The following is a 23,769-nucleotide window of genomic DNA, read 5'->3' on the forward strand; positions in this document are numbered from 1 at the left end:
CGGGCGAGTTGCAGGATGCGTCGTTTGTCGTCGCCGGTGACGCCGAGGGCGCCGAGGATGCCGGCGACGTCGACCACGTAGGGGGTGCGTTGGCCGAGTTCCCAGTTGGAGATCAGGGCGGGGTTGGCCCGGACCCGGCGGGCCAGTTCCCGGAGTCCGAAGTGGGCGCGTCCCCGTGCTGCGCGGAGCGCGACGCCCAGCAGCACGTTGCGGGATGGTCCTGGTTTCTGATCGCTCACGTATCGCGCCAGCTCGGGTGAGCTACCCGCGTCCGCTTACTGGTACGTGCCGTCGTTCTTCCACGGGCAACGCGCGTTCGTGTTGCACCCACTCGGTGACGACAAGGAAGCTGCACGGGTCGCCCGGGAGGCTCTGGCCGAGATGCCCTCGGCGTGGCGCGAGGCTGCGTGGGCAGGTCGACGGGCAAAACTGACCTTGCTTGACGCGTAAAGAACCCCGGTCACCTTTCGTGGTGACCGGGGTTCTACGGCAAGCGGCTAGTTGGGGGAAGCCTCCCTACGTCGCGGGCGCGAACGACGGCGTCCACTGTGCGCCGTCCCACCACTGCATCTGTCCGGTCTGTTGAGGTGATGGGTACCAGCCCGGCGCGGGCGCCTCGGGCGGTGCGGCAGGGAGCTGTGCGGGCTGCTCGACTGATTTGGTGCCCAAGCCTGCGCGCAGTCCTTCACGGAAGGTGCTTGGCCTTGGTGCGGCCGGAGTCTGAGAGACCTGGGCTTGAGCCTGTGCTTGGACGATCGCTGTCTGCTTGCGCAGCTCCTTCAGCTGCGCTTTGGCAACGCGCTGCTTCTTCGAAGAGCCTCTGACCAGGCCGAGGCTTCCGAACATGAGGGACTTGCGGATGACGCCCATGAGCTTGGGCCCTTCTCTTCAGTGCGGTTGTTTCAGAGGTCGTGCGGGATGCGCTGGTTGTTACGAGGATCCGGTGGTGGTCACCGCGACAACAGCCGTACCGCCGTCCCACTCGAACTCCAACGTATAAGTGGCTACCTCCGCACCTCCACCACAACCACGCCGTTCTCAACGCGACCGTGCCGCAGGCACACCGAGTTTGGGTTGACAGTGGCCACCCACGCGTACGCCAGGTATCCGGCACCGATAGCCCAGAGCACGGCCCACCCGAAGGCCCGACCGACGGCAGTCACCGGAGCACTCGCCAGGCTGCGAGATAGCCCGCGAACACCGCGAGGATGAGGAGGCCGCGAGCGGCAAGCCGGGCCATCACTTGGAGGCCTCGTGAGCGCCGACGCGAGCCACTATGCGCGTGATCGAGGCGGCGTTCATCCCGAAGTGGGCGCCGACCACAGCCGCCGCGCCATGGGGGTCAAGCCAGGTCAAATAGTCGGTGTAGAGGTTGCGGATGTCGCGCTGGATCGGGGTGAGGTGTGCGGGGATGTCGATGGGTTCTGCCTCTGCGTCCAGGCTCCCTGTTTTGGAAGCTCGGCGAACTCACCCGCAACGGCGTCAAACTCCGCGAGTCCGCGAAGCGCGTGATCTACCGGGACGCAGAAGGAGAGCTGGATGGGTCTGGGCGATTTCGTATGTCAGGCGAATCGAGAGCGTATCCCCGCTGCGCGCAACCCGGACGGAAGTCTCGTCAAGGCCAATCCCGACACTGGAAAACCAGGCCAAAATGGCATTTCAGTGCGGACCCCGGGGAAAGCCCAGTTCGGTCGCCAGCTGGGTGAAGAATGGTGGCGGTACAAGCAATAAGTGGAAGCAGGCGGTGACGATCGGCAGCGGCTCATTGAGGATCAGAATGACCCGAGTCGTTACCGGTTGGAAACGCCCGAAGCCAATCAAAGTCATCGATACGAATTGCCTCCGTGATGACGGTGGTGTGTGCGCTAGGGTGGATGACGAATAGGAACGAGGTGAAGAATGTCTGAGCTGGACCGTGACGGCCGCGACCCGCTGCACTACGCCGCCAAGAACGACGACGTCGCCGGCGTGCGAGTACGGCTGGACGCAGGTGTCGATGTGAACCTTGCTGACCGGCGTATCCGTTACACGCCGTTGCACTTCGCGGTGCAGGACGGCGCGGTCGAGGCAGCTTGCGTACTCCTGGACGCCGGAGCCGACGTGCAGGCCGTGTACGACCCGGGCGCCACGCCGCTTCACCTCGCGGTGATCCGCTGGCGCAAGTCACCTGACGGCGCCATGATCAAACTTCTGCTCGACCACGGGGCAGACAAGACCGCGACGGAAAAAAACGGCCATACGCCGGCTGAGATCACCAAAGGACAGTTCGGCTTCCCGGATGAGCTCGCGGAGCTGTTGCAGCCATGACCGACCCCCGCGTTGACGAACACCTCACCGGGCACCTCGGCGCAGGTGTGCTGGATATTCGCGTGGGGAGGTGTAGATCTGGCGGCACGAACGGCCCGAGTTCGTCAGCTTCGCCACCCACGGCCTCGCGAGTTTGCCCATCGCGGCCGTGTACCCCCAGGAGCTCGTGGCCTCCGTCCGCGCCGGACAAGATGGGGCTGCTCAGCATCTCGTCCGTCTGACCCTCGAACTCGTACTGAGCCAGCGACGCGGCGTGGTGAACAACCAAGTCATCCCCAACGGACAGCCGCTGCTTGCGCGCACCGCGATCAGTGGCATCCTCGTGGGCGCTCATCCTTACCTCGAAGACTCGTTCACCGCGGTCTTTGACGACCACCACCGCGTCATTGCCGAGATGATGGCCCTCATCCCGCTCGCCGACTCCGAGATCGCGCAAGCCGACAGCCGCGGCATCGAGGCACTCATCGACCTGCTCGAAGAGACCAACCCGCCCTTGCTCGACGTCACCCGCAGGCCAAACTAGCGTGCCCGACGCTCTGCGGGTGATCGTGGAACGCGAGCAACGCTTCACGACGTCCTCTGATCTTGCCGACCGGTGGCATCGAAGCTCTCTGCCTCGGCCAGGTCATTGCGTTCGACGCGGGTGCGCCGGCGGCGGTAACCGGCAATCGCTGTCGCTTGGGTGGTGTGGCTGGGGTAGTTGCTGCCGTCGAGGGTGAAGTAGCGGACCGTGGTGAACTCGTACTCGATCCAGTTCAGCCAGAAGGTGTGGGTGTGTGTAGACCAGCTCGATGTCGTTGGCCGCGCACCACGTGGTGACCTCGGCCTTGCCGTGGGAGCGCCAGTTGTCGCAGATCAGGTAGAGCTTCCCGGTGGGGAAGCGGCGGCGGAGTTGCTTGCAGAAGTCGAGGAATAGCAGCCATCGTTTGCGGTCACGGACCCGGTAGAAACATCTGCCCGTTGCCAGATCGAGCGCAGCGAACATGTGCAGGACTCCGTCGGTTCGCGTGTAGGTGGCGGGCCGGGCGGCCGTGGTGCAACCAGCACGGCCGGGTCAGGGCTGCAGGTTCAGTGGCCCGAACTCGTCGACGTAGATCACTCGTTCGTCGGTGTGGCGGGTAGCCGGGCTGCTATCCGCCACACCGTGATCATGTGCTGCCTTGCGGTTGACCAACTGTTGAGCAGCATGAGGTCGCGCTTGCTGGCGCCGGCCTTCATGAAGTGGTGTGGTGAGAAGTGTCGGCCGGGGTGGGCGTGTAGATTTCTGCCTAATTCTTCGGCCGAGTCGGAGAGTTAAAGACGGTTGGTGAGTTCGGCGGCTGGGTGTCGGCTGCGTACGCGGAGATGGCGGCAGGTCGCTTTGCCGGTGGCGGGGCTGGACGGGAGGCTTCGCCATTTGTTGCCCGTGGCGAGGACGTCGATGGTGTGGCGGGTGGGGTCGAGGTGCTTGAAGTCGAGATTGGCGATTTCCGAAAGGTGGCCGGCTGGGTTGGAATGTGCGGGGGCTTCATTCGCGTCATCGGATTGGCGGCGATCTCGTCTTCCTGGAGGAGTCAGGTGTGCAGGGCTCGGTAGTTGTGGTTGGCGTTACCCGGGCTGGTCGTAGCCGGCTGGTGGGCGATCCAGCATTTGACGTGCCGTGGCTGGTGGTGGGACGGCTCGTTCGGCGCGGGTGGAACGTCCGTCAGCCACTCGGCCGCGTCGGCGTCCGGCGGGGCCACGGGCCCCGCGCGCCAGAGGTGGAAGAAGCGCACGGCGTCGGTGTAGCCGCGGATCGTCCGGGGGGCTCTTGTTCTCGGATTCGAGGGGATGGTCCGCTCGGTGATGAGTGCCTGCCGCTCCGGCGGAGCGAGGGGCACGGCTCGGTTGCGTACGGGCAAACCTTCACAGCGGAGTGGCACTGCGCGTTGTGTCCGCCGGCCTGCCGCGTCCGGCGGCACGAAAAGGGGCTGAACCCGCAGGTCCAGCCCCAGTACGTCGGGATGACAGGATTTGAACCTGCGACCCTCCGCTCCCAAAGCGGATGCGCTACCAAGCTGCGCCACATCCCGGTGCCCCCGTCGGTGTACCCGGGGGGTGTGTGGCTCAGCTTAGCGTGCACGCTAAGCTGAGCGTGTTCCCGGGTCGAGTCGGGGGCGCTGCGGGTGTAGCTCAATGGTAGAGCCCTAGTCTTCCAAACTAGCTACGCGGGTTCGATTCCCGTCACCCGCTCCATTTTCGCCCGGGTTGCCGGGTTGCGGGGACGAGGTGGCGTCCGCTTCGAGGCGGGTGGCGATCACGTCCAGGAGCCGGTCGGTGTCCACCGGTTTCGTCAGGTAGTCGTCGGCGCCCGAGGCCAGGGTGCGTTCCCGGTCCTCTTCGGTGGCCTTGGCGGTCACCGCGATCACCGGCAGGTCCTCGTGTGCCGCCTCGGCGCGGATGGCGGCGATCGTGGCGTTGCCGTCGAGTTCCGGCATCATCACGTCCATCAGCACCAGCGCGGTGTCCTCGTGCCGTTCCAGCGCACGGATCCCGGCCACGCCGGTGTCCGCGTAGATCACTTCCAGCCCGGCCTGCTCCAGCACCGCGGCAAGGGCGAAGACGTTGCGCAGATCGTCGTCCACGATCAGCACCTTCTCGCCGTCGAAGCGCTTCGGGGCGCTGTTCGGCTCGGAGACGGTGATCGTGCTCGGCAGCACCGGCAGCTTCGGCGTCGGGCGCACCGGTGTGGTGGGCGCGATCAGGTTCGCCGCACCGACCGGCAGGTACAGCGTGAACGTGCTGCCCCGGCCGGGAACGCTGGCCACCCGCAGTTCGCCGCCGAGCAGTTCGGTCAGCTCCTGGCTGATGGAAAGGCCGAGGCCGGTGCCGCCGTACTTGCGGCTGGTGGTGCCGTCCGCCTGGCGGAAGGCGTCGAAGATGATCGCCAGCTTCTCCTCCGGGATGCCGATCCCGGTGTCCTCCACGGCGAACGCGATGATGCCTGCCGCCGACTGCAGCGTCTGCTGCTCGACCTCGTCCGGTGCGGCCATCCGGATGTGCAGCCGCACGCCGCCCTCGTCGGTGAACTTCGCCGCGTTGGACAGCAGGTTCCGCAGCACCTGCTGCAGCCGGTGCTCGTCGGTGTGCACGCTGCCCGGCACCGGCGGGTCGATCATGACCGCGAACTCCAGGCCCTTGTCCGCGGTGAGCGGACGGCACAGCGATTCCACGTAGTTCACCAGTTCCGGCAGCGTCACATCGGACATCTGCAGGTCCAGCCTGCCTGCCTCGACCTTGGCCAGGTCGAGGATGTCGTTGATCAGCTGCTGCAGGTCGCTGCCCGCGGCGTAGATCGTCCTGGCGAACTGGATCTGTTTCTCGGTGAGGTTGCCCTCCGGGTTCTCCGACAGCAGTTTCGCCAGGATCAGCGCACTGTTGAGCGGAGTGCGCAGTTCGTGCGACATGTTCGCCATGAACTCGGTCTTGTACTGCGAGGCCACGGTGAGCTGCCCGGCGCGTTCCTCCAGCTCCTGGCGCGCCTGTTCGATCTCGATGTTCTTGACCTCGATGTCGCGGTTCTGCTGGGCCAGCAGTGCCGCCTTCTCCGCCAGTTCGGTGTTCGACCGGCGCAGTTCGCCCTGCTGGGCCTGCAGCTGCTCGGAGCGCGCCCGCAGCTCCTGCGCCAGCCGCTGGGATTCGGTGAGCAGCGCCTCGGTGCGGGAGTTGGACAGGATCGTGTTCACGTTCACGCCGATCGTGTGCCGCAGCTGCTCCAGCAGGTCCAGATGCACCGGGGAGAATCCGGTCACCGACGCCAGTTCCAGCACGCCGAGCACCTCGCCCTGGAACAGCACCGGCAGCACGATCACGTTCACCGGCGGCGCCGAGCCGAGCCCGGAGGACACCAGGGTGTACTCCGGCGGCGCCGCGTTCACCAGTATCGTCCGGTGGTCCACCGCGGCCTGGCCGATCAGCGATTCGCCGAGCCGGAACCGCAGGCTCGTGCGGGACTGCGCGAGCCCGTAGGTCGCGATGCAGTCCAGCGACCGGCCCGCCGGGTCCGAACCGTCCTCGTGCGCGATGAAGAACGCACCCTGTTGCGCGCTCACCAGCGGCGCCAGCTCGGACAGGATGAGCGTGGCCACCGAAGCGAGATCGCGGTGCCCCTGCATCCGCCCGGACAGCTGGGCCAGGTTCGTCTTCAGCCAGTCCTGCTCGCGGTTGGCGGAGGTGGTCTCCTTCAGGTTCGCGATCATCTGGTTGATGTTGTCCTTGAGCTCGGCCAGCTCACCGGAGGCATCCACCGCGATGTGCCGGGTGAGATCGCCCGCGGTCACCGCCGTGGCGACCTGGCCGATCGCGCGCACCTGCGTGGTCAGGTTGCCGGCCAGCTGGTTCACGCTCTCGGTGAGCCGCTTCCAGGTGCCGGACACGCCCTCGACCTCGGCCTGCCCGCCCAGCTTCCCCTCGGTGCCGACCTCGCGCGCCACCCGGGTGACCTCCGCGGCGAACGCGGAGAGCTGGTCGACCATGGTGTTCATGGTGGTCTTGAGCTCGAGGATCTCGCCACGGGCGTCCACGTCGATCTTGCGGGACAGGTCGCCGCGCGCGACCGCCGTGGTGACCTGGGAAATGTTGCGCACCTGGCTGGTCAGGTTGTGCGCCATGAAGTTGACGTTCTCGGTCAGGTCCTTCCAGGTGCCCGCGACGCCGGGGACCCGGGCCTGCCCGCCGAGGATGCCCTCGGTGCCGACCTCGCGCGAGACCCGGGTGACCTCGTCGGCGAACGCGCGCAGCGTCTCGACCATGCCGTTGAGCGTTTCGGCCAGCGCCGCGACCTCACCCTGTGCGTCGATCGCGATCTTCTTCGACAGATCCCCGTTGGCCACCGCGCTCGCCATGGTGGCGATGCTGCGCACCTGCACGGTGAGGTTGTCGGCCATGACGTTGACGTTGTCGGTGAGGTCCTTCCAGGTGCCCGCGACGCCCGGGACCCGCGCCTGTCCGCCGAGCCGCCCTTCGGTGCCCACCTGACGCGCGACGCGGGTGACTTCGTCGGCGAACGCGGAGAGCTGGTCGACCATCGTGTTCAGGGTGTTCTTGAGTTCGAGGATCTCGCCGCGCGCGTCGACGGTGATCTTCTGCGTCAGATCGCCCTGCGCCACCGCGGCGGTCACCTGGGAGATGTTGCGCACCTGGTCGGTCAGGTTGTTCGCCATGAAGTTGACGTTGTCGGTGAGGTCCTTCCAGGTCCCCGCCACGCCGGGCACGGTGGCCTGCCCGCCCAGCTTCCCCTCGGTGCCCACTTCGCGCGCGACGCGGGTGACTTCGTCGGCGAACGCGGAGAGCTGGTCGACCATCGTGTTCAGCGTCGTCTTCAGCTCGAGGATCTCGCCACGGGCGTCGACCGCGATCTTCTTCGTCAGGTCGCCGCGGGCCACCGCGGTGGCGACCTGGGCGATGTTGCGGACCTGCGCGGTGAGGTTGTTGGCCATGAAGTTCACCGAACCGGTCAGATCCCGCCAGATCCCCGCCACGCCGGGCACGGTGGCCTGCCCGCCCAGCTGACCCTCGGTACCGACTTCGCGGGCGACGCGGGTGACTTCGTCGGCGAACGAGGACAGCTGGTCCACCATGGTGTTCATCGTGGTCTTGAGTTCGAGGATCTCGCCGCGCGCGTCGACGGTGATCTTCTGCGTGAGATCGCCCTTCGCCACCGCCGTGGTCACGTGCGAGATGTTGCGGACCTGGTCGGTGAGGTTGTCGGCCATCTGGTTCACCGAGTCGGTCAGGCCGCGCCAGGTGCCTGCCGCGCCGGGCACCTCGGCCTGGCCGCCCAGCCTGCCGTCGCTGCCGACTTCGCGGGCGACGCGGGTGACTTCGTCGGCGAACGAGGACAGCTGGTCCACCATGGTGTTCAGGGTGGTTTTCAGCTGCAGGATCTCGCCGCGCGCATCGACGTCGATCTTCTTCGTCAGGTCGCCCGCGGCGACCGCGGTGGCCACCTGGGAGATGTTGCGGACCTGGTCGGTGAGGTTGTCCGCCATCAGGTTCACCGAGTCGGTCAGGTCCCGCCAGGTGCCCGCGACGCCGGGGACGCGGGCCTGCCCGCCCAGCCGTCCCTCGCTGCCGACCTCGCGCGAGACCCGGGTGACCTCGTCGGCGAATGCGGAGAGCTGGTCGACCATCGTGTTGATGGTGTTCTTGAGCTCGAGGATCTCGCCGCGCGCGTCCACGTTGATCTTCTGCGTGAGGTCGCCACGGGCCACCGCGGTGGTGACCTGCGCGATGTTGCGCACCTGTTCGGTGAGGTTGTCGGCGAGGAAGTTGACCGAGTCGGTCAGATCGCGCCAGGTACCGGTGACGCCGGGCACCTCGGCCTGTCCGCCCAGGCGGCCCTCGCCGGCGATCTCGCGGGAGAGCCGGATGACCTCCGCGGCGAACCGGGACAGCTGCGCGAGCAGGCCGTTCACCGTCTTCGCCAGCTCCGCGTACTGCCCGCGCAGCGGACGGCCCTCCAGCTGCAGCGCCATCGGCTGGGACAGATCGCCCTCGGCCACCGCGCCGAGCACCCGGTCCAGCTCCACCACCGGACGGCTGACGTCCTCGATCAGCCCGTTGACCGTGTCGACCGCGGTGGACCAGCCGCCGGGGCCGACCTCCGCCCGGACCCGCTCGGTGAGCCTGCCCTCCTGGCCGACCGCGCCGCGTACCCGCATCAGCTCGGTGACCAGCCGCTGGTTGCGCTCGGCGATGTCGTTGAACGCCGCCGCGAGCTGCGCGGTGACCCCGTCGCCGTGCGCCACGAAACGCCGCCGGAAATTGCCGTCGGCGAGGTCGTGTGCCGCGGCCAGTAGCCGCTCCAGCGCGGCTTCCTCGCCCGCCGGTACGCCGTCCGGTCCCGCGGCGCCGGCTCGTCCGGAAGCCTGCTCGGAACTGGTTGTCATGTCTGCCGACCTTCCCACCACGCGTGTGCCAGCCATGGTCGTCGACCCAGCGTGCCATGGTTCGCCCTACACTTCGAGCCAGTCCGCCCGCGCACGCTGTGCCAACCTTGAAGGACCAGGACCGGTTGGTCGACCCGGAGGCAGGAGGTTCGTGCATGGTGTCACGGCCCGCTCCGGCGTCGGCCCTGCCACCCGGCGCCGAGCTGCCCGAGCACGCCGGATTCTGGCGTGCGGTGCTCGACGACGTCCGCGACCCGGTGTTCGTGCGCGATCCCGACGGCGCGTTGCGCTGGGCCAACGCCGCGGCCGAACGGCTGGCCGCCGACGACGCTCCCGAGTTCGTCGACGTGACCGAGACCACCGGCAAGGTCGGCGCCTCGGGCGTGCTCCGCCCGGCCCGGATCCGGGCACTGCCCGGTGGCTGGCGGGCCTGGACGGTGCCGGACGAGGGCCGTCGCCGTCCCGAAGAGTTCCTCGCGGAGGCCGGTCCGAAACTGGCCGCGGCCCGCGGCAGGCACGGCACCGCGCGGGTGATCGCCGAACTCGCCGCTTCCGCACTCGGCGACTGCGCGTTCGTGCTGCTGCCCACGACCCGTGGCCGGTGGGAGTGGTGGAGCAGCGGCGGCACCGGCGCGCCCGCGCACGGCCGGATCCGGCGAGTGCCCCCGCAGCTGGCACCGGTGGTGGCCGACGCGTTCACCGCGGTCGGCCGTCCGGAGGCGCGTTCGGTGCCCGGCGGTGAGGTCGCCGCGCTGCCCTCGGTGGTCGCGGAGCAGTTCCAGGCGCACAGCGACGTGTCGGTCACCTCGCTCGGCGAGGGCGTGCCGGGGGCGGTACTCGTCGGCAGGCGGGGCGAGCCTGCGTTCGGCTCCGCGCAGCCGCGCGCGATCGGGGCGTTCGCCGCCGCGGCGGGCACGGCACTGGCCAACGCGCACCGGTTCGCGCTGCAGGAGGAGGCCACCCGCGGACTGGAATCCACTCTGCGGCCGCAGCCGCCCGCGCGGGTCGAGGGCGCGAATTTCGAGCTCTGGTACGAACCGGCGGTCGGTGTGCTCGGCGTCGGCGGCGACTTCTACGACGTGCTCGGCCGCGACGACGGAAGTGCCTTCGTGGTCGTCGGCGACATCTGCGGCAAGGGCGCGGAGGCGGCCGCGCTGACCGGCCGGGTCCGGCATTCGCTGGCCGCGCTGCACCTCGTCGAACGCGACGGGCGCACCTTGCTGCGGCTGCTGAACGAACTGCTCATCGCCGGGGGCAGCAACCGGTTCGCGACGTTGGTGCTCGGATCCGTCGCTCCGGCCGACGGCGGGCTCGAGCTCACGCTCGCCTCCGGTGGGCACCCGGCTCCGCTGGTGCTGCGCCGCGGTGGCGGCGTGGAGGAGATCAGCGTGCCCGGCACCCTCGTGGGCATCTCCCCGCAGGCGCGCTTCGCCGAGGCGACCACGCACCTCGCCGAGGGCGACGTCTGCCTGCTCTACACCGACGGCGTGACCGAAGCCCGCAACCGCACCGAATCCGCAGAACTCTTCGGCGACGAGCGGCTGTACACCGTGCTCGAGGACTGCGTGGGGCTGCCCGCGCAGGAGGTCGTGGGACGGTTGCGTGAGGCGGTCCGGGAATGGCTCGGCAATTCCGGGCACGACGACATCGCCGTGCTGGCGATCGAGGCCGCTTCGCCTGTGGAGTAAGCCGCCGCGTGGGCGGGTAATCCTCCGGCCGGAAGTGATCCATCCGGACGGAGGACCGATGACCGACACCTTGCAGGGCAGGCGCGTGGCCGTGCTGGCCGCGGACGGCGTGGAACAGGTCGAACTGGAGCAACCCCGCGACGCCGTGCGGCGGGCCGGCGGCGAGGTCGAGCTGGTTTCGCCGAGCGGGGGCGAAATCCAGGCCATGAACGGCGACATCGACAAGGGCGACCGGTTCCCGGTGGACCGTCTGGTGGCCGACGTCAGCGCGAGCGACTACGACGCGCTGCTGCTGCCCGGCGGCACGATGAACCCGGACAACCTGCGCCGTGATCCCGCGGCGGTGAAGTTCGCGGGCGATTTCGTGCGCGCGGGCAAACCGGTCGGCGTCATCTGCCACGGCCCGTGGACGCTGGTGGAGGCGGACGTCGTGCGCGGCCGCACGCTCACGTCGTTCCCGAGTGTGCGCACCGACATCCGCAATGCCGGCGGCACCGTCGTGGACGAGGAAGTGGTGCTGGACAACGGAATCGTGTCCAGCCGCAATCCGGACGACCTGCCCGCGTTCTGCGCGAAGATCGTCGAGGTGTTCGCCGGCAGTCACCACCCGGTCGGCTGAGGCCGGGCAATCCGCTGGCGTCCCTTGCCGATGCGCGAGACCCTGGCAGGGTCAGGAGCAACGGGGAGGGGAGGACGCGATGACCGTGCACGCGCGCCGATACGGCCGCTCGTGCCGGGAACGGTTCGACGGCTCCGCCCGAGCCGAGCCGGTGCCGGAGGAACCCGCGGAGCCCGGCCGGGCAGCCGAACCGCCACCGGCGGCTGCGAAGCCCACCCCGCCCCGGGAGCCTGCGCCGGTTACGGAAACCGTGCCGGCAGGGGAAACCGGGGCGGGCGGGGAGGCCGGGTTGGCTGGGTCGGTTGAGCCGGTGGGGGAGGCTGGGTCGGCTGGGGAAGTTGGGCCGGGCGGGGAAGCTGGGCTAGTTGAGCCGGTCGGGTTGGCCGAGGAGGCTGGGTTGGCTGGGCCGGTTGGGTTTGCGGGGGAAGGTGGGTCCCGTGGGATAGCTGGGCCGGTCGGGTCAGCCGGAGCAGCAGGGCCGGCTGATCCGGCCGGGGAACTGCGGACACCGGGAGCGCCGGCGGCGGAGGTTTCTGCGGCGGAGGTCTCGGACACGCAGCTGCGCCGGGACCAGTGAGGTGACTTCCTGTCGAAAGGCGGGAAGCCGGTCCCCGGCGGTCCTGTGTGGACAGTGAGGTCGGCTCCGGTAAGCTGCGACCGAACGGCCCGGCGAGTCCGCGACGAGCACCGGCCCCGCAAGCAACCATGCCCCGGTAACCTGCGGCCCATAACCTGCGGCCCACACGTGCAACTCGTGCCCGGCGAGTTCCCGACCGGACAAGCGCCCACCACCCGGCACCCCGCGGGTTCCGGTGCTTACAGGGCCTGCCATCGCCCGATCCTGCGAGCAACCACAGCCCGGCGGGCAACCATCGGAGCGGACGCGACCGCTCCCGGGCAAGTTCCGGAGCGCACGAACGGCCGCCGCCCCGGCAACCACGACCCAGACCACCTGCCCGCGTGCAACCACGACCCGGGCCATCGGGCCCGCGGGCGATGATCGGACCCCGCGAGGAACGGCGGGCCGGCGACTGTCGGTCCCTCAAGTGACTGCGGGTGGCGGCTGCGGGATCCGGCGTGCGAACCCGGACCCGGCGACTGCAGGACCCGGCGAGTGCAGGACCCGGCGACTGCAGGACCCGGCGGGTAACCATCAGCCCGGCGTGACCGGTGGGCCGCAAGCAACCGCGGTCGAGTGAATGCGGAGGGTCCGAACGATGACCGTCCGCGAGTTCCGGGCTACGCAGGCGCGGCGAGTTCCGGGTGTGAACATCGTTCTCTGCCACGGGTACTCGGGCGCCCGCCCGGTGGCGGGCGTCTTTCGGTGATTGCAGTTTCCGAACCCCGCTCGCTGGCCGGCTCCGGTGGTTGCCGGGCCGGTGCGGGTCGGGAAGTGCCGGTGGTTTGCCGGGAGACGGTGGCGGCCGTTCGGGTGGTTGGGGGCCGGGGCCGTGGCTGCGGGGCAACCTCGGTGCCGGTCGGGCGTCCATGCGGCATGAGGCTCATCCGGTGTGCCGTCGTGGTCGTGGCTGTCGTTGCCCTGTTCTCGTCCGTTGCCCAGGTCGCCTCCGGATCGTCGGTGCCGGGGTTCGCGCCGGCTTCGACCAGCTGGACCAGTCCGCAGCGGGGGTTCGTGCTCGGTTACAGCCGCTGCGCCGGCTCCGGCTGGTGTCCGCGGCTGCTCGGGACCGACGACGCCGGCGTGCACTGGCGAGCACTCGGGGCGCCGCCGATGTCGTTGCCCGACAACCACAATCACGTCCGGCTCGTTGCGGCAGGCGGCACCGATCTGTACGTCACCGACGGCACCGACATCGTGGCGACCCGCGACGGTGGCCGGCGCTGGTTCCCGGTGCAGCTGCCCGGTGCGGCCGCACAACGCTACGTCGCCAAGATCGTCGAGCACGGCGGGCGGAGTTTCGTGCTGGTCACCGGGCACTCCGGCGACACCGAGACCACCACCGTCCACTCCGGTCCGGCCGGTTCGCCGGTCCTGCAGCCGTTGCCGGGGTTCAGCGTGCAGGGCGGGATCACCTACGGCGATCTGGCCGTGCGCGGCGGGCTGCAGATCGTCCTCGACGCGGATTACCGCACCGAGTTCTACTGGACTTCCCACGACGGAGTCCGGTTCACCACCGCGCCCGCGCCCTGTCCGGAAGGCAGCACCGCGTCGCTCGGCGGGGTACGGGACGGGCAGGTGCTCGCGTTGTGCAGCAGCAGTCCCGGCTCACCACAGCCGGGCAGCTCGCAGCGCAAGCTGTACCGCGCGCCCCGGCTCGGTGAGACGTTCCGTGCCACCGCGGAGGCGCCGACCGTCGGCATCACCCAGGCGTTCGACGCCGCCACGGCGGACTCCGCGACGGTGGCCGCCGAGGGCGGTGGCGACGGATTCCTGCACCGCACCACGGACGGCGGCCGCACCTGGCGGACCACCGTGCTGAGCGAACGCGGGGTCGGGCTGTGGGACCTCGACTTCCCGGACGGTGCGACCGGGGTGGTCGTCGACGGCCTGCCGGACGCCGAGTCCGGATCCGCGGTCTACCGGACCACCGACGGCGGCCGCACCTGGGCACCGCTGGCCCTCGCCTGACCCACGCGGGGGACTCGCTTCTCCTGGATCACCGCGTGTCGTAATCTGGGCACTGTCCGTCGCCGGGTGCGGTGCCGGAAGCCGCCGAGAGAGGGGCGCAACCGGCATGATCCGGGGGAATCTGATGTCCGGTCCGGCGTTGTCCTGGGAACAGGACCGGCCGAGTTCCGCCCGGCTGACCGATGCGTTGCTCGGCGGGCAGGACCACTACGAATGCGATCGCGCGCTGCGGCGCCGGCTGCTCGCGGTCGCCCCGGACGCCGGTGCGGTGGCAGGCGAGCGGCGGCAGTGGCTGCTGCGCGCTCTGCGGCACCTGGCCGTGGGCCGGGGCATCGGCCAGTTCCTCGACCTCGGCTGTGGTCTGCCCACTGTGGACAACACCCACCAGATCGTGCAGCGGCTCCGGCCCGGCGCACAGGTGGTCTACGTGGACCACGATCCGCTCGTGCAGGTGCACGGCCGGGTCATGCTGGAGGAGAACGACCACGTGCACATCAGCGGTGCCGACCTGACCGATCCCGGTGCCGTACTGGGCGATCCGGTCGTCTACCGGCACCTCGACTTCGAACGTCCGGTCGCGGTACTGCTGTGCGACGTGCTGCACCACGTGGAAAGCCTCGACCGCGCGCAGGCCATCGTGCTCGGTTACGCCGAGCAGCTGGCCCCCGGTTCGTACCTGCTGCTGACCCACGATCACCTGCCGGCAGGCGATCCGCCGCGCGCGGAGCTGGTGCGCCGTATCGACGCGGTACTCGCGGACGCCGGGCTGGCCTCCGTGCACCGGGGCCTGGCCGAGATCGTCTCCCTCTTCGCCGGGCTCGATCTGGTCGAACCCGGTGTGGTCCCGTTGCACGAGTGGTGGCCCTCCGGCCCGCGTCTGCTCCCGCTCGGCGACCAGCACTTCCTGAGCCTCGGCGGGGTGGCGCGCAAGCGCTGAACGAGCGCGCCACCCGGCCGGATCAGGCCGCGTCGAAGGTGTCCGGGTCCGGGCCGGTGCGCAGCCCGCGATCCAGCGCGGACAGTTCGGCCACCTCGGCGTCGGTCAGCGTGAAACCGAAGACGTCCAGGTTCTCCGCGATCCGCGAGGGCGTCACGGACTTCGGGATCACCACGTTGCCGAGCTGCAGGTGCCAGCGGAGCACGATCTGCGCCGGGGTCCGGCCGTGCGTGCCGGCCAGCCGTGTCACGACCTCGTCCGCGAGCAGTTCGCCGCCCTTGGCCAGCGGGCTCCACGCCTCGGTGACGATGGCGTGCTCGGCGTGGAAGGCCCGCAGCTCTTGCTGGTTCAGATACGGGTGCAGCTCGATCTGGTTCACCGCCGGCGCCACGGTGCCCTCGTCGAGCACCCGGCGCAGGTGCGCGGGCTGGAAGTTGGACACGCCGATGGCGCGCACCCGGCCGTCGGCGTACAGCTTCTCCAGTGCCTTCCAGGTGGCCACGTAGTTGTCACGCCGGGCCAGCGGCCAGTGGATCAGGTACAGGTCGAGCTGCTCCAGGCCGAGCCTCGTCAGGCTGGCGTCGAACGCACGCAACGCTTCGTCGTAGCCCTGGTCGGTGTTCCACAGTTTGGTGGTGACGAACAGATCGTCGCGGGCGATGCCGGATTCGGCGATCGCCTGGCCGACACCTTCCTCGTTGCCGTACACCTTGGCGGTGTCGATGCTGCGATAGCCGGCCTCGAGCGCGGCCTTCACCGCGGCCTTGGTCTCGTCGTTCGGCACCTGGAACACGCCGTAGCCGAGCTGCGGCATCTCGACGCCGTTGGCGAGCTTCGTGAGCGGAATGCTGGTCACGGAAAACCTTTCTGGGTAACGGGAATCAGGGCAGGATGGTAGGCACGACCCCGCCGTCGGCGCGCAGTGCGCCGCCGGTGGTGGCCGCGGCCTGCTCGGAGGCGACGTAGGTGATCAGGTTCGCCACCTCCTCGGGGCGGATCAGCCGGCGCAGCAGCGACGTCGGCCGGTCGTTGCCCAGGAAGCGCCGTTCCGCCTCGGCGAACTCGACGTCCGGGTAGCGCCCGGTGACGAACTCGCGGACGCCTTCGGTGAGCGTCGGGCCGGGGAGCACACTGTTCACCGTGACCCCGGTGCCCGCCAGTTCCTGGGCCAGGCCACGGGAAAGTGCGAGCTGTGCGGTCTTGGTGAGTCCGTAGTGGACCATCTCGGTCGGGATCAGCACCGCCGAATCGCTGGCGACGAAGACCACCCTGCCCCAGCCGCGGCTCGCCATCCGCGGTGCGTAGTGCCTGCTCAGCCGGATCCCGGAGAGCACATTGACCTCGTAGAACCGCTGCCATTCGGAGTCCGGGATCTCGAACACCGGCTGCGGGGCGAAGATCCCCGCGTTGTTCACCAGCACGTCGACCTCGGGCAGCCGGTCCACCAGCTCGGCGACGCCCTCGGCGGTGCCGACGTCCGCCGCGATCCCGCGCACGCCGAGCCGCTGTGCCACCTCCTCGACCCGTTCCGGGGTGCGTCCGTTGACCACCACGTCCGCGCCCGCGGCGGCCAGCGCCGTCGCGGTGGCCTCGCCGATTCCCGCAGTGGAACCGGTGACCAGTGCGGTCCGGCCGGTCAGATCGATGTTCATCGGATGGAGACTCCTCCGGGCCTTCGCGGGTATAGTGCCTAACGACAACTAGAGGCGTTGGCAATACTTGCACGCGCGTTTATTTGCAGACGCGTCAATGGTGCCTCGCGGCGGCGGGCCACGCAACCGCGGGTGGCCCGGAGGAGGAGTGAACCGTGTCACTGGCCGATGACGCCGTCGAGGCCCGCGCGCAGGGCTGGCGCACGCTGGCCGCGCTGCACGCGCGGATCGAGGACCGGTTGCAGCGCACGCTGGAACGCGACCACGAGCTGTCGGTGAGCGAGTACACGGTGCTCGACGTGCTCGCCCGCCAGGACGGCTTCCACCTGCGGATGAACCAGCTGGCCAACGCGGTGGTGCTGAGCCAGTCGGCGACCACGCGGCTGGTCACCCGGCTGGAGGACCGCGGCCTGCTCGCCCGCTATCTGTGCCCGACCGACCGGCGCGGTATCTACACCGAGGTCACCGAGGCCGGACAGCAGCTGCTCGCCGCCGCCCGGCCGACCCACGACGAGGTGCTTGCCGATGCGCTCGCGGAGTCGGGGCAGCTGCCGGAGCTTGCCCCCTTGGTCTCCGCGCTGAACTCGCTGACCTTCGCGGCGAAGTGAAGCGTCAGGGCCGCAGCCGGTGCAGGTCGCGCGGGAAGAGCGTGGTCCCGCGGATGTTCGTCACCCCGAGCACCTGGGCGACCCAGCGTTCGAGGCCGATGGCGAAACCACCGTGCGGTGGCATGCCGTGCGCGAACGCGGTGAGGTAGTCGGCGTACTGCCCGGCCGAGTCACCGAGCACGGCAAGGTAGTCGGAGTACCGGTGCCTGCGCTGGCCGCCGGTCACCAGCTCCAGACCGCGGAAGAGCAGGTCGAAACTGTTCGAGCGGGCCGGATCCGCCGGGTCCGGCTCGGTGTAGAACGGCCGCTTCGCCATCGGGTATCCGGTCACGAACAGGTAAGCCGAGCCGTGTTCGCGTTCGGCCCATGCGCCGAGCCACCGTTCGTGCGCCGGGGAGAGATCCGGTTCGCCGCGCGGGTCCTCGCCGGTGTGCCGGGCGAGAAGTTCTTGCGCCGCACCGAAGTCCACTGCGGGAATCGGGCTGGGCACGGCCGGTGCGGCCGGTCCGGCCGCCTCCGCCATCGCGGCCACGACGTCGCGCAGCACGGCCATCACATCGCGGTGGTCGGTGATGAAACCGAATTCGGCGTCCAGGCTGGTGTACTGCGCGAGATGCCTGGCGGTGTCGTGTGGTTCGGCGCGGAAGACCGGCCCCACCTCGTACACCCGCTCGAACACGCCGACCATGGCCTGCTTGAACAACTGCGGTGACTGTGCGAGGTAGGCGGGCCTGCCGAAGTAGTCCAGCCGGAACAGGTTCGCGCCGGACTCGGTGGCGGTCGCAACGATCTTCGGGGTGTGGATCTCGGTGAACGCGCGGTCGTCCAGTGCCGCCCGGAACGCCGCGACGCTCGCCGCGGCGAGCTCGAAACGCTTGCGCAGCAACGGATGCCGCAAGGCGAACGCGGCGTGGTCCAGTACCGTCGGCAGTGTCGCAGGCACTTCGGGGCGGTAGAGGTCGAACGGCGGCCGTCGCGCGGGCGTGCACAGGATCTCCAGCTCCGGGTCGGTCAGCTCCACCCCGTGCGGGGCCCGCGGGTTGTCCGTGACCCGGCCGGTCAGCCGGACCACGGTCTCTTCGGTGACCTCCGGCGGCTCGCCGAACACCGCCTGCGCGGTGCCGGACCGGTCCCGGACGACCAGGAACGTCACGGATTTCAGTACTCGACGGCGGTGTACCCAGCCGGCGATCGTCACGGTGGCGCCCACGTGTGCACGCAGGCGGGCCACCGGGGTGCGGGTACTCATGGTTCTCCTGAGCGCACTCGGCGACCCCTTGGGAGTGCGGGCGAGAAGGGAACTCGCGGTACCACCGCACCTTCGCCGCCGGGCGTGCCGGCAGCCTCGTTCGGGCCCGATCACGGTGGCCGGCCGGCGGGGCATTTCCTCCCCGCACTCGGGAGTGTCTTCACGCGGGGCCGCGGTGCTGCCTTCTCAGCGGCGGCAGCTCTCTGTCCTCCGCACCCGCCTCGCGCTACTCGTCTCCGTCGACGTGTTGCGGGTGAAGCTAACCCACCGGACGTGCCGGTGTCGCGGGGTTTTCCCGGCGGCCCCGGTTTCCGCGGTGGCGCACGGAAACCGGGGCCGGGCAGCGCGGATCAGCGGACGCCGAGCAGATGCTCCAGCGCCAGCTGGTTGAGCCGGGTGAAGTGGTAGCCGCGTTTGCCCGCGGCCTCCACGTCGAAGTCCTCCGCCGCCAGATCGTCGAGCGTCTCGCCCTCGGCCAGCGTCGGCGTCGCCAGCTCCGGTACCCGCGAGGCGGCCAGCGCTTCGGACACCTCCGGATCGGCGCGGAACGCCGTTGCCTTCTCCTTGAGGATCAGGTAGGTCCGCATGTTCGCCGCCGCGGACACCCAGACGTCCGCGGGATCCTCGGTGCGCAGCGGCTTGTAGTCGAAGTGCCGCGGTCCTTCGTAGCCACCGTGCTCCAGCAGGTCCACGAGGAAGAACGCACTGGTGAGGTCGCCGTGGCCGAAGATGAGGTCCTGGTCGTACTTCGGGCCGTGCTGGCCGTTGAGGTCGAGGTGGAAGAGCTTGCCCTGCCACAGTGCCTGTGCGATGCCGTGCACGAAGTTCAGCCCGGCCATCTGCTCGTGGCCGACCTCCGGGTTGAGCCCGAACAGTTCGGGGCGCGCCAGCTGCGAGATGAACCCGAGCGCGTGGCCGATCGTGGGCAGCAGGATGTCGCCGCGTGGTTCGTTGGGCTTGGGCTCCAGTGCGAACCGGATGTCGTAGCCCTGCGCGACCACGTACTCGGCGAGGAGGTCGAGGCCCTCCTTGTAGCGGGCGAGCGCGGCGCGCACGTCCTTCGCCGCATCCGATTCGGCGCCCTCGCGCCCGCCCCATACGACGTAGGTCTGCGCGCCCAGTTCCGCGGCGAGGTCGAGGTTGCGCCGCACCTTGGTCAGCGCGTACCGGCGGATGTCCCGGTCGTTGCTGGTCAGTCCGCCGTCCTTGAAGACCGGGTGGCTGAACAGGTTCGTGGTCGCCATCGGCACCCGCATACCGGTTTCGTCGAGTGCGCGGCGGAATCTGGCCACCGCGGTGTCGCGGTCCGGCTCGGTGGCGAGCAGGTCGTCGTCGTGGAACGTGACCCCGTACGCGCCCAGCTCGGCCAGCCGGTGCACGCTCTCCACCGGGTCCAGTGCCGGGCGGGTGGCCACGCCGAACGGATCGGCGGCAGGCCAGCCCACGGTCCACAGGCCGAACGAGAAACGGTCGGCCGGGGTGGGGGCGTAGTCGTCCATGACTGTCCCTTCATTTAGTTCACGTTGTAGACTAAATATCCGGTGAGCGGGCCGGTCCGTCAAGAGGAGGGTGCGATGACGCAGCCGGTGCGGCACGACGCGATGCGGGCGCGCAACCTCGGGCTGGTGCTGGGCGAGGTGCACCGGGCAGCTCCGCTGACCAGGGCCGCGCTCGCGGAGCTGACCGGGCTCACCAAGTCCACGGTGTCCAAACTGGTCGGTGATCTGGTGGACGCCGGGTTCCTGGCGGAGACCGGACCGGCGCGCGTGGGGGAGCGTGGCAGACCGGGGGTTTCGGTGGTGCTCAGCGGGGCGCGGGTGGCCTCGCTCGGACTCGAGGTCAATGTGGACTACCTCGCCGGGTGCGTACTCGATCTGTCCGGCACGGTCCGGTTTTCCCGCCGGATCGAGCGGGACAACCGCGGTCGCCGCCCCGCGCGGGTGCTGCGGTCGCTGCAGAAACTGGCCGACGGCCTGCTCGCCGAGGCGGAGGCGGCCGGGCTGAGTCTCGCCGGGGCGGTGCTCGCGGTGTCCGGGCCGGTGGCCGACGGGGTGCTGGCCAGCGCCCCCAACCTCGGCTGGCGCGACGTGCGCGCGGCCGACCTGCTCCGGCTGCCGGTACCGGTGTCGCTGGAGAACGAGGCGAACCTCGGCGCGCTCGGCGAACTGTGGTTCGGCGCCGGATCACCGGAATTCCTCTACGTGTCCGGGGAAATCGGCATCGGCGCCGGCCTGGTGGTCGGCTCGGAGCTGTTCCGCGGCGCCCGCGGCCTTGCCGGCGAACTGGGGCACGTGGTGGTCTCGTCGAGCGGTCCCGGATGCCGCTGCGGCGCCAGGGGCTGCCTGGAAACCTATGCCGGACAGGAGGCAGTGCTCACCGCGGCGGGAGTGCGCACGGTCGAGGCCCTCGTACGGCAGCTGGCGGCCGACGACCCGAGGGCGGTGCGTGCGGTCGCCGCGGCGGCGGAAGCCCTCGGTCTGGCGCTGACGTCCGCGGTCAACCTGCTCGATCTGGACCGGATCGTGCTCGGCGGGATCTTCGGGCCATTGTTCCGCTGGCTGGCCCCGGCCGCGGAATCCGTGCTCGCGGACCGGCTCGGCCCGCTGCGCGGTTCGGTGCCGGTGCTGGCCCCGTCCACCCTGGGTGCCACCGCCGCCACTCTCGGCGCGGCGGGCACCACGATCCACCGTGTGCTCGCCGATCCGGCCTCGTTCCCGGTCCGGTGACCGGTTTTCCGGTGGCAACCGAGGGAGTCGAACCCTGCGCGGCTGATGAAGGCGGCGCTCGTAACCGGCCCTGACCCTTCGGCGGGCGACGGCTGCCAGATGCGTTCATGCCAACATCGGCCGGATACCCGGGAATTCCGCCGGATCCACCTGATTCACCCGAACGGGCCCGAGCTGGCAGGCTGGGCGGATGGATGATCTTCTCCTCCGCCGGGTGCGGGTCGGATTGCGCGGGCAGCTCGCCGACGTACGGGTGAGCGACGGGCTGGTGGCGGCGATCGAGGAGCCCGGCACCGGATCCGGGTTCGCCGCGCGAGTCCTCGACGGGCACGGCGGCACGCTGCTGCCGGGGCTCGTCGACGCGCATGCTCATCTGGTGCAGTGGGCCGGTTTCCGGCGCCGGATCGCGCTGGACGCGGCTCGCTCGGCGGCAGGGGCGGTGGAGCTGCTGATGGAAAGGCTGCTCGCCACGCCGGGGCGGCCGGGGGAGCTGGTGGTGGGCGCCGGTTTCCGCGACGGGCTGTGGCCGGACCGTCCGCACAAGGACCTGCTCGAGCGTGCGTTGCCGGGCAGGGCGGTCGCGCTGTTCAGCGCCGATCTGCACACGCTGTGGCTGAGTCCTGCGGCGTTGCGGCTGATCGGCCGCGACCACCCGAGCGGGGTGCTGCTGGAGAACGACTGCATGAGCGCCACCGCGGCGCTGCCGTCCGCACCGGTGGAGGTCGAGGACCGCTGGGTCGCCGAGGCGCTGGCCGCGGCCGCCGCACGGGGCGTGACCCGCGTCGTCGACTACGAATACGCGGACACGGTCGCGGACTGGACCCGCCGCGCCGGCGAGCAGCCACCGCCGATCCGGGTTTCCTGCGTGATCGCCCGGTACCTGCTGGACCGGACGATCGAACGCGGGCACCGCACCGGCGACGTCCTCGAAACCGGGAACGGATTGCTGACGGTGGGCCCGTTCAAGCTGTTCGTCGACGGTTCGCTCAACACCCGCACCGCCTACTGTCACGATCCCTACCCGGGCTCCGGCGACGCCGGTCTGCTGGAGCTGCCGCCGGAGGAGCTCGTGCCGCTGCTGCGCCGGGCCGCTGCACACGGGCTCAGCCCGGCGGTGCACGCGATCGGCGACCGGGCGAACACCATCGCGCTCGACGCGTTCGCGGAAGTCGGCTGTGGCGGCCGGATCGAGCACGCCCAGCTGCTCCGGCCCGAGGACGTGCCGCGGTTCGCCGCGCTGGGCCTGGTGGCGAGTGTGCAACCGGCACACCAGCCCGACGACCGGGACGTGGCCGACCGGCACTGGCCGGGCCGCACCGCGCGGGCCTATCCCTACCGCGCGTTGCTGGAGTCCGGTGCCCGGCTGGAAATCGGGTCGGACGCGCCGGTCGCGCCGCTGGACCCGTGGGACGGTATCGCCGCGGCCGTCGGGCGCACCGACGACGACCGGCCGCCGTGGCATCCGGAACAGGCCATCCCGCTCGCCGAAGCGCTGGCCGCGGCCTCGGGCGGCCGCCGTGCGGTCGCGGTCGGCGAGGTGGCCGACCTGGTGCTCGCGGCGGCCGATCCGAGCGGGCTCTCCCCTGCGGAACTGCGCGGCCTGCCGGTGTCCGCGACGATCGTCGGCGGGAAACCGGTGTACCTCGCGTGAGTCAGTTCCCGTGCGGGTCGGCCGAGTTCAGCGTCGCCACGACCTGGTCGTAGTCGCCACGGGCCTCGCCGTAACGCAGGAACTTCACGCGCTCGACCTGGATCTCGCGGGCGTCCGGCTGGGTCTCCAGCAGCGTGACGACCTCGGAGACGAACTCGTCCAGCGGCATCGCGAAGTCGCTCTCCTGCTGGCCGGGCAGCAGTGAGGTGCGCACCGACGGCGGCTCCAGCTCGACGATCTTCACCGAGGTGTCGGCCAGCTGCAGCCGCACCGATTCGCTGAGCATGTGGATGGCCGCCTTGGAGGCGTTGTAGCTCGGGGTCACCTTCAGCGGGGTGAACGCGAGCCCGGAGGACACCGTGACGATGGTGGCGTCCGGCCGGGTCTGCAGGTGCTGCACGAACGCGGCGATCAGCCGGATCGGGCCGAGCACGTTGGTGGTGACGACTGCTTCGGCGTTCTCCAGGAACGACTCCGGCCGGTGCCAGTCCTCGATCCGCATGATGCCCGCCATCGCGACGAGCACGTTCAGATCGGGGTAGGTCGCCAGCACCTCCTTGGCCGCCGACTGGATACTGGCCGGATCGGTGCTGTCGATCTCGACGGTGCCGAGGCCGGGGTGCTCGGCGGCGAGCTGCGCGAGCCGGTCGGTACGCCGTCCGCCGATGATCACGGTGTTGCCCTTGGCCTGCAGTTCGAGTGCGAGCGCGAGGCCGATCCCGCTGGTCGAACCGGGGATGAAGACGGTGTTTCCGGTGATGTTCATGTCCGTGAGTTTCGGCGGCGCGCGGCGAGCTCGCCAGAGAGCGCTCATCGGGGGACGCGCGATCCCTG

At 70.0% G+C, this 23,769-nt stretch carries 18 protein-coding genes, 2 tRNA genes and 1 pseudogene; 11 read left to right on the forward strand and 10 right to left on the reverse strand.

What is annotated here, in order from left to right; genetic code table 11:
* Window positions 1-239, reverse strand: a 239-nt coding sequence (locus ABD793_RS24035; protein ID WP_344863728.1) for a helix-turn-helix domain-containing protein, incomplete at its 3' end; no start/stop codon positions are given.
* A 277-nt stretch (window positions 240-516) separates the two neighbouring features.
* A complete protein-coding gene (locus tag ABD793_RS24040; protein ID WP_344863729.1) occupies window positions 517-870 on the reverse strand; it encodes a DUF2510 domain-containing protein in 354 nt (117 codons plus the stop codon).
* 861 nt (window positions 871-1,731) lie between these two features.
* On the opposite strand from ABD793_RS24040, the gene ABD793_RS42760 reads away from it, so the two are divergent.
* From ABD793_RS42760 to ABD793_RS24055, 3 genes are all read left to right on the forward strand, one after another.
* Window positions 1,732-1,848 (forward strand): GH-E family nuclease, encoded by a 117-nt coding sequence (locus tag ABD793_RS42760; protein WP_425548749.1) that lies wholly within the window; start codon window positions 1,732-1,734, stop codon window positions 1,846-1,848.
* Between the two features lie 51 nt (window positions 1,849-1,899).
* Complete coding sequence (locus ABD793_RS24050; protein WP_344863733.1) at window positions 1,900-2,307, forward strand: ankyrin repeat domain-containing protein; 408 nt, start codon at window positions 1,900-1,902, stop codon at window positions 2,305-2,307.
* A 148-nt stretch (window positions 2,308-2,455) separates the two neighbouring features.
* The gene (locus ABD793_RS24055) at window positions 2,456-2,830 is read left to right on the forward strand and encodes a suppressor of fused domain protein (RefSeq protein WP_344863735.1); all 375 of its coding nucleotides are present in this window, start codon (window positions 2,456-2,458) and stop codon (window positions 2,828-2,830) included.
* Between the two features lie 102 nt (window positions 2,831-2,932).
* Here the strand turns inward: ABD793_RS24055 and ABD793_RS24060 are convergent.
* A pseudogene (locus ABD793_RS24060) lies at window positions 2,933-3,307 on the reverse strand (transposase); the annotation flags it as partial.
* Between the two features lie 977 nt (window positions 3,308-4,284).
* Window positions 4,285-4,358 (reverse strand) — tRNA-Pro (locus tag ABD793_RS24065).
* 89 nt (window positions 4,359-4,447) lie between these two features.
* On the opposite strand from ABD793_RS24065, the gene ABD793_RS24070 reads away from it, so the two are divergent.
* Window positions 4,448-4,521, forward strand: a tRNA-Gly gene (locus ABD793_RS24070).
* On the opposite strand, the gene ABD793_RS24075 is transcribed toward ABD793_RS24070, so the two are convergent.
* A complete protein-coding gene (locus tag ABD793_RS24075) occupies window positions 4,473-9,134 on the reverse strand; it encodes a HAMP domain-containing protein (RefSeq protein ID WP_425548768.1) in 4,662 nt (1,553 codons plus the stop codon). The genes ABD793_RS24070 and ABD793_RS24075 overlap by 49 nt on opposite strands.
* Before the next feature lie 236 nt (window positions 9,135-9,370).
* Between ABD793_RS24075 and ABD793_RS24080 the strand changes: the two genes are divergently transcribed.
* From ABD793_RS24080 to ABD793_RS24095, 4 genes are all read left to right on the forward strand, one after another.
* A complete protein-coding gene (locus ABD793_RS24080) occupies window positions 9,371-10,903 on the forward strand; it encodes a PP2C family protein-serine/threonine phosphatase (RefSeq protein ID WP_344863739.1) in 1,533 nt (510 codons plus the stop codon).
* Window positions 10,904-10,961: 58 nt separating this feature from the next.
* A complete protein-coding gene (locus tag ABD793_RS24085) occupies window positions 10,962-11,522 on the forward strand; it encodes a type 1 glutamine amidotransferase domain-containing protein (RefSeq protein WP_344863741.1) in 561 nt (186 codons plus the stop codon).
* Window positions 11,523-13,047: 1,525 nt separating this feature from the next.
* Window positions 13,048-14,112, forward strand: a complete 1,065-nt coding sequence (locus tag ABD793_RS24090; protein WP_344863743.1) for a WD40/YVTN/BNR-like repeat-containing protein — start codon at window positions 13,048-13,050, stop codon at window positions 14,110-14,112.
* A 106-nt stretch (window positions 14,113-14,218) separates the two neighbouring features.
* A complete protein-coding gene (locus ABD793_RS24095; protein WP_344863745.1) occupies window positions 14,219-15,049 on the forward strand; it encodes an SAM-dependent methyltransferase in 831 nt (276 codons plus the stop codon).
* Between the two features lie 22 nt (window positions 15,050-15,071).
* Here ABD793_RS24095 and ABD793_RS24100 read toward each other — a convergent pair whose 3' ends face one another.
* A complete protein-coding gene (locus tag ABD793_RS24100) occupies window positions 15,072-15,905 on the reverse strand; it encodes an aldo/keto reductase (RefSeq protein WP_344863747.1) in 834 nt (277 codons plus the stop codon).
* A gap of 25 nt (window positions 15,906-15,930) precedes the next feature.
* Window positions 15,931-16,701, reverse strand: a complete 771-nt coding sequence (locus ABD793_RS24105) for an SDR family NAD(P)-dependent oxidoreductase (RefSeq protein ID WP_344863749.1) — start codon at window positions 16,699-16,701, stop codon at window positions 15,931-15,933.
* Between the two features lie 155 nt (window positions 16,702-16,856).
* On the opposite strand from ABD793_RS24105, the gene ABD793_RS24110 reads away from it, so the two are divergent.
* Window positions 16,857-17,309: a MarR family winged helix-turn-helix transcriptional regulator gene (locus tag ABD793_RS24110; protein ID WP_344863751.1), complete on the forward strand. Its 453-nt coding sequence runs from the start codon at window positions 16,857-16,859 to the stop codon at window positions 17,307-17,309.
* Window positions 17,310-17,313: 4 nt separating this feature from the next.
* Here the strand turns inward: ABD793_RS24110 and aspS are convergent, their stop codons facing one another.
* Together aspS and xylA are read right to left on the reverse strand one after the other, a co-directional pair.
* Complete coding sequence (gene aspS / locus ABD793_RS24115; RefSeq protein ID WP_344863753.1) at window positions 17,314-18,558, reverse strand: aspartate--tRNA(Asn) ligase; 1,245 nt, start codon at window positions 18,556-18,558, stop codon at window positions 17,314-17,316.
* A gap of 350 nt (window positions 18,559-18,908) precedes the next feature.
* The gene (xylA, locus tag ABD793_RS24120; RefSeq protein WP_344863755.1) at window positions 18,909-20,057 is read right to left on the reverse strand and encodes a xylose isomerase; all 1,149 of its coding nucleotides are present in this window, start codon (window positions 20,055-20,057) and stop codon (window positions 18,909-18,911) included.
* Between the two features lie 75 nt (window positions 20,058-20,132).
* Here xylA and ABD793_RS24125 point away from each other — a divergent pair, with 75 nt between their 5' ends.
* On the forward strand, window positions 20,133-21,284 hold the full coding sequence (locus ABD793_RS24125) for an ROK family transcriptional regulator (RefSeq protein ID WP_344863757.1): 1,152 nt from the start codon (window positions 20,133-20,135) through the stop codon (window positions 21,282-21,284).
* 190 nt (window positions 21,285-21,474) lie between these two features.
* Window positions 21,475-22,935 (forward strand): amidohydrolase, encoded by a 1,461-nt coding sequence (locus ABD793_RS24130; RefSeq protein WP_344863759.1) that lies wholly within the window; start codon window positions 21,475-21,477, stop codon window positions 22,933-22,935.
* Between the two features lies 1 nt (window position 22,936).
* Here ABD793_RS24130 and ABD793_RS24135 read toward each other — a convergent pair whose 3' ends face one another.
* On the reverse strand, window positions 22,937-23,701 hold the full coding sequence (locus tag ABD793_RS24135) for an SDR family oxidoreductase (protein WP_344863761.1): 765 nt from the start codon (window positions 23,699-23,701) through the stop codon (window positions 22,937-22,939).
* Window positions 23,702-23,769 lie beyond the last annotated feature (68 nt).

This window comes from Amycolatopsis ultiminotia, assembly GCF_039536925.1.
Classification (GTDB): Bacteria; Actinomycetota; Actinomycetes; order Mycobacteriales; family Pseudonocardiaceae; genus Amycolatopsis; species Amycolatopsis ultiminotia.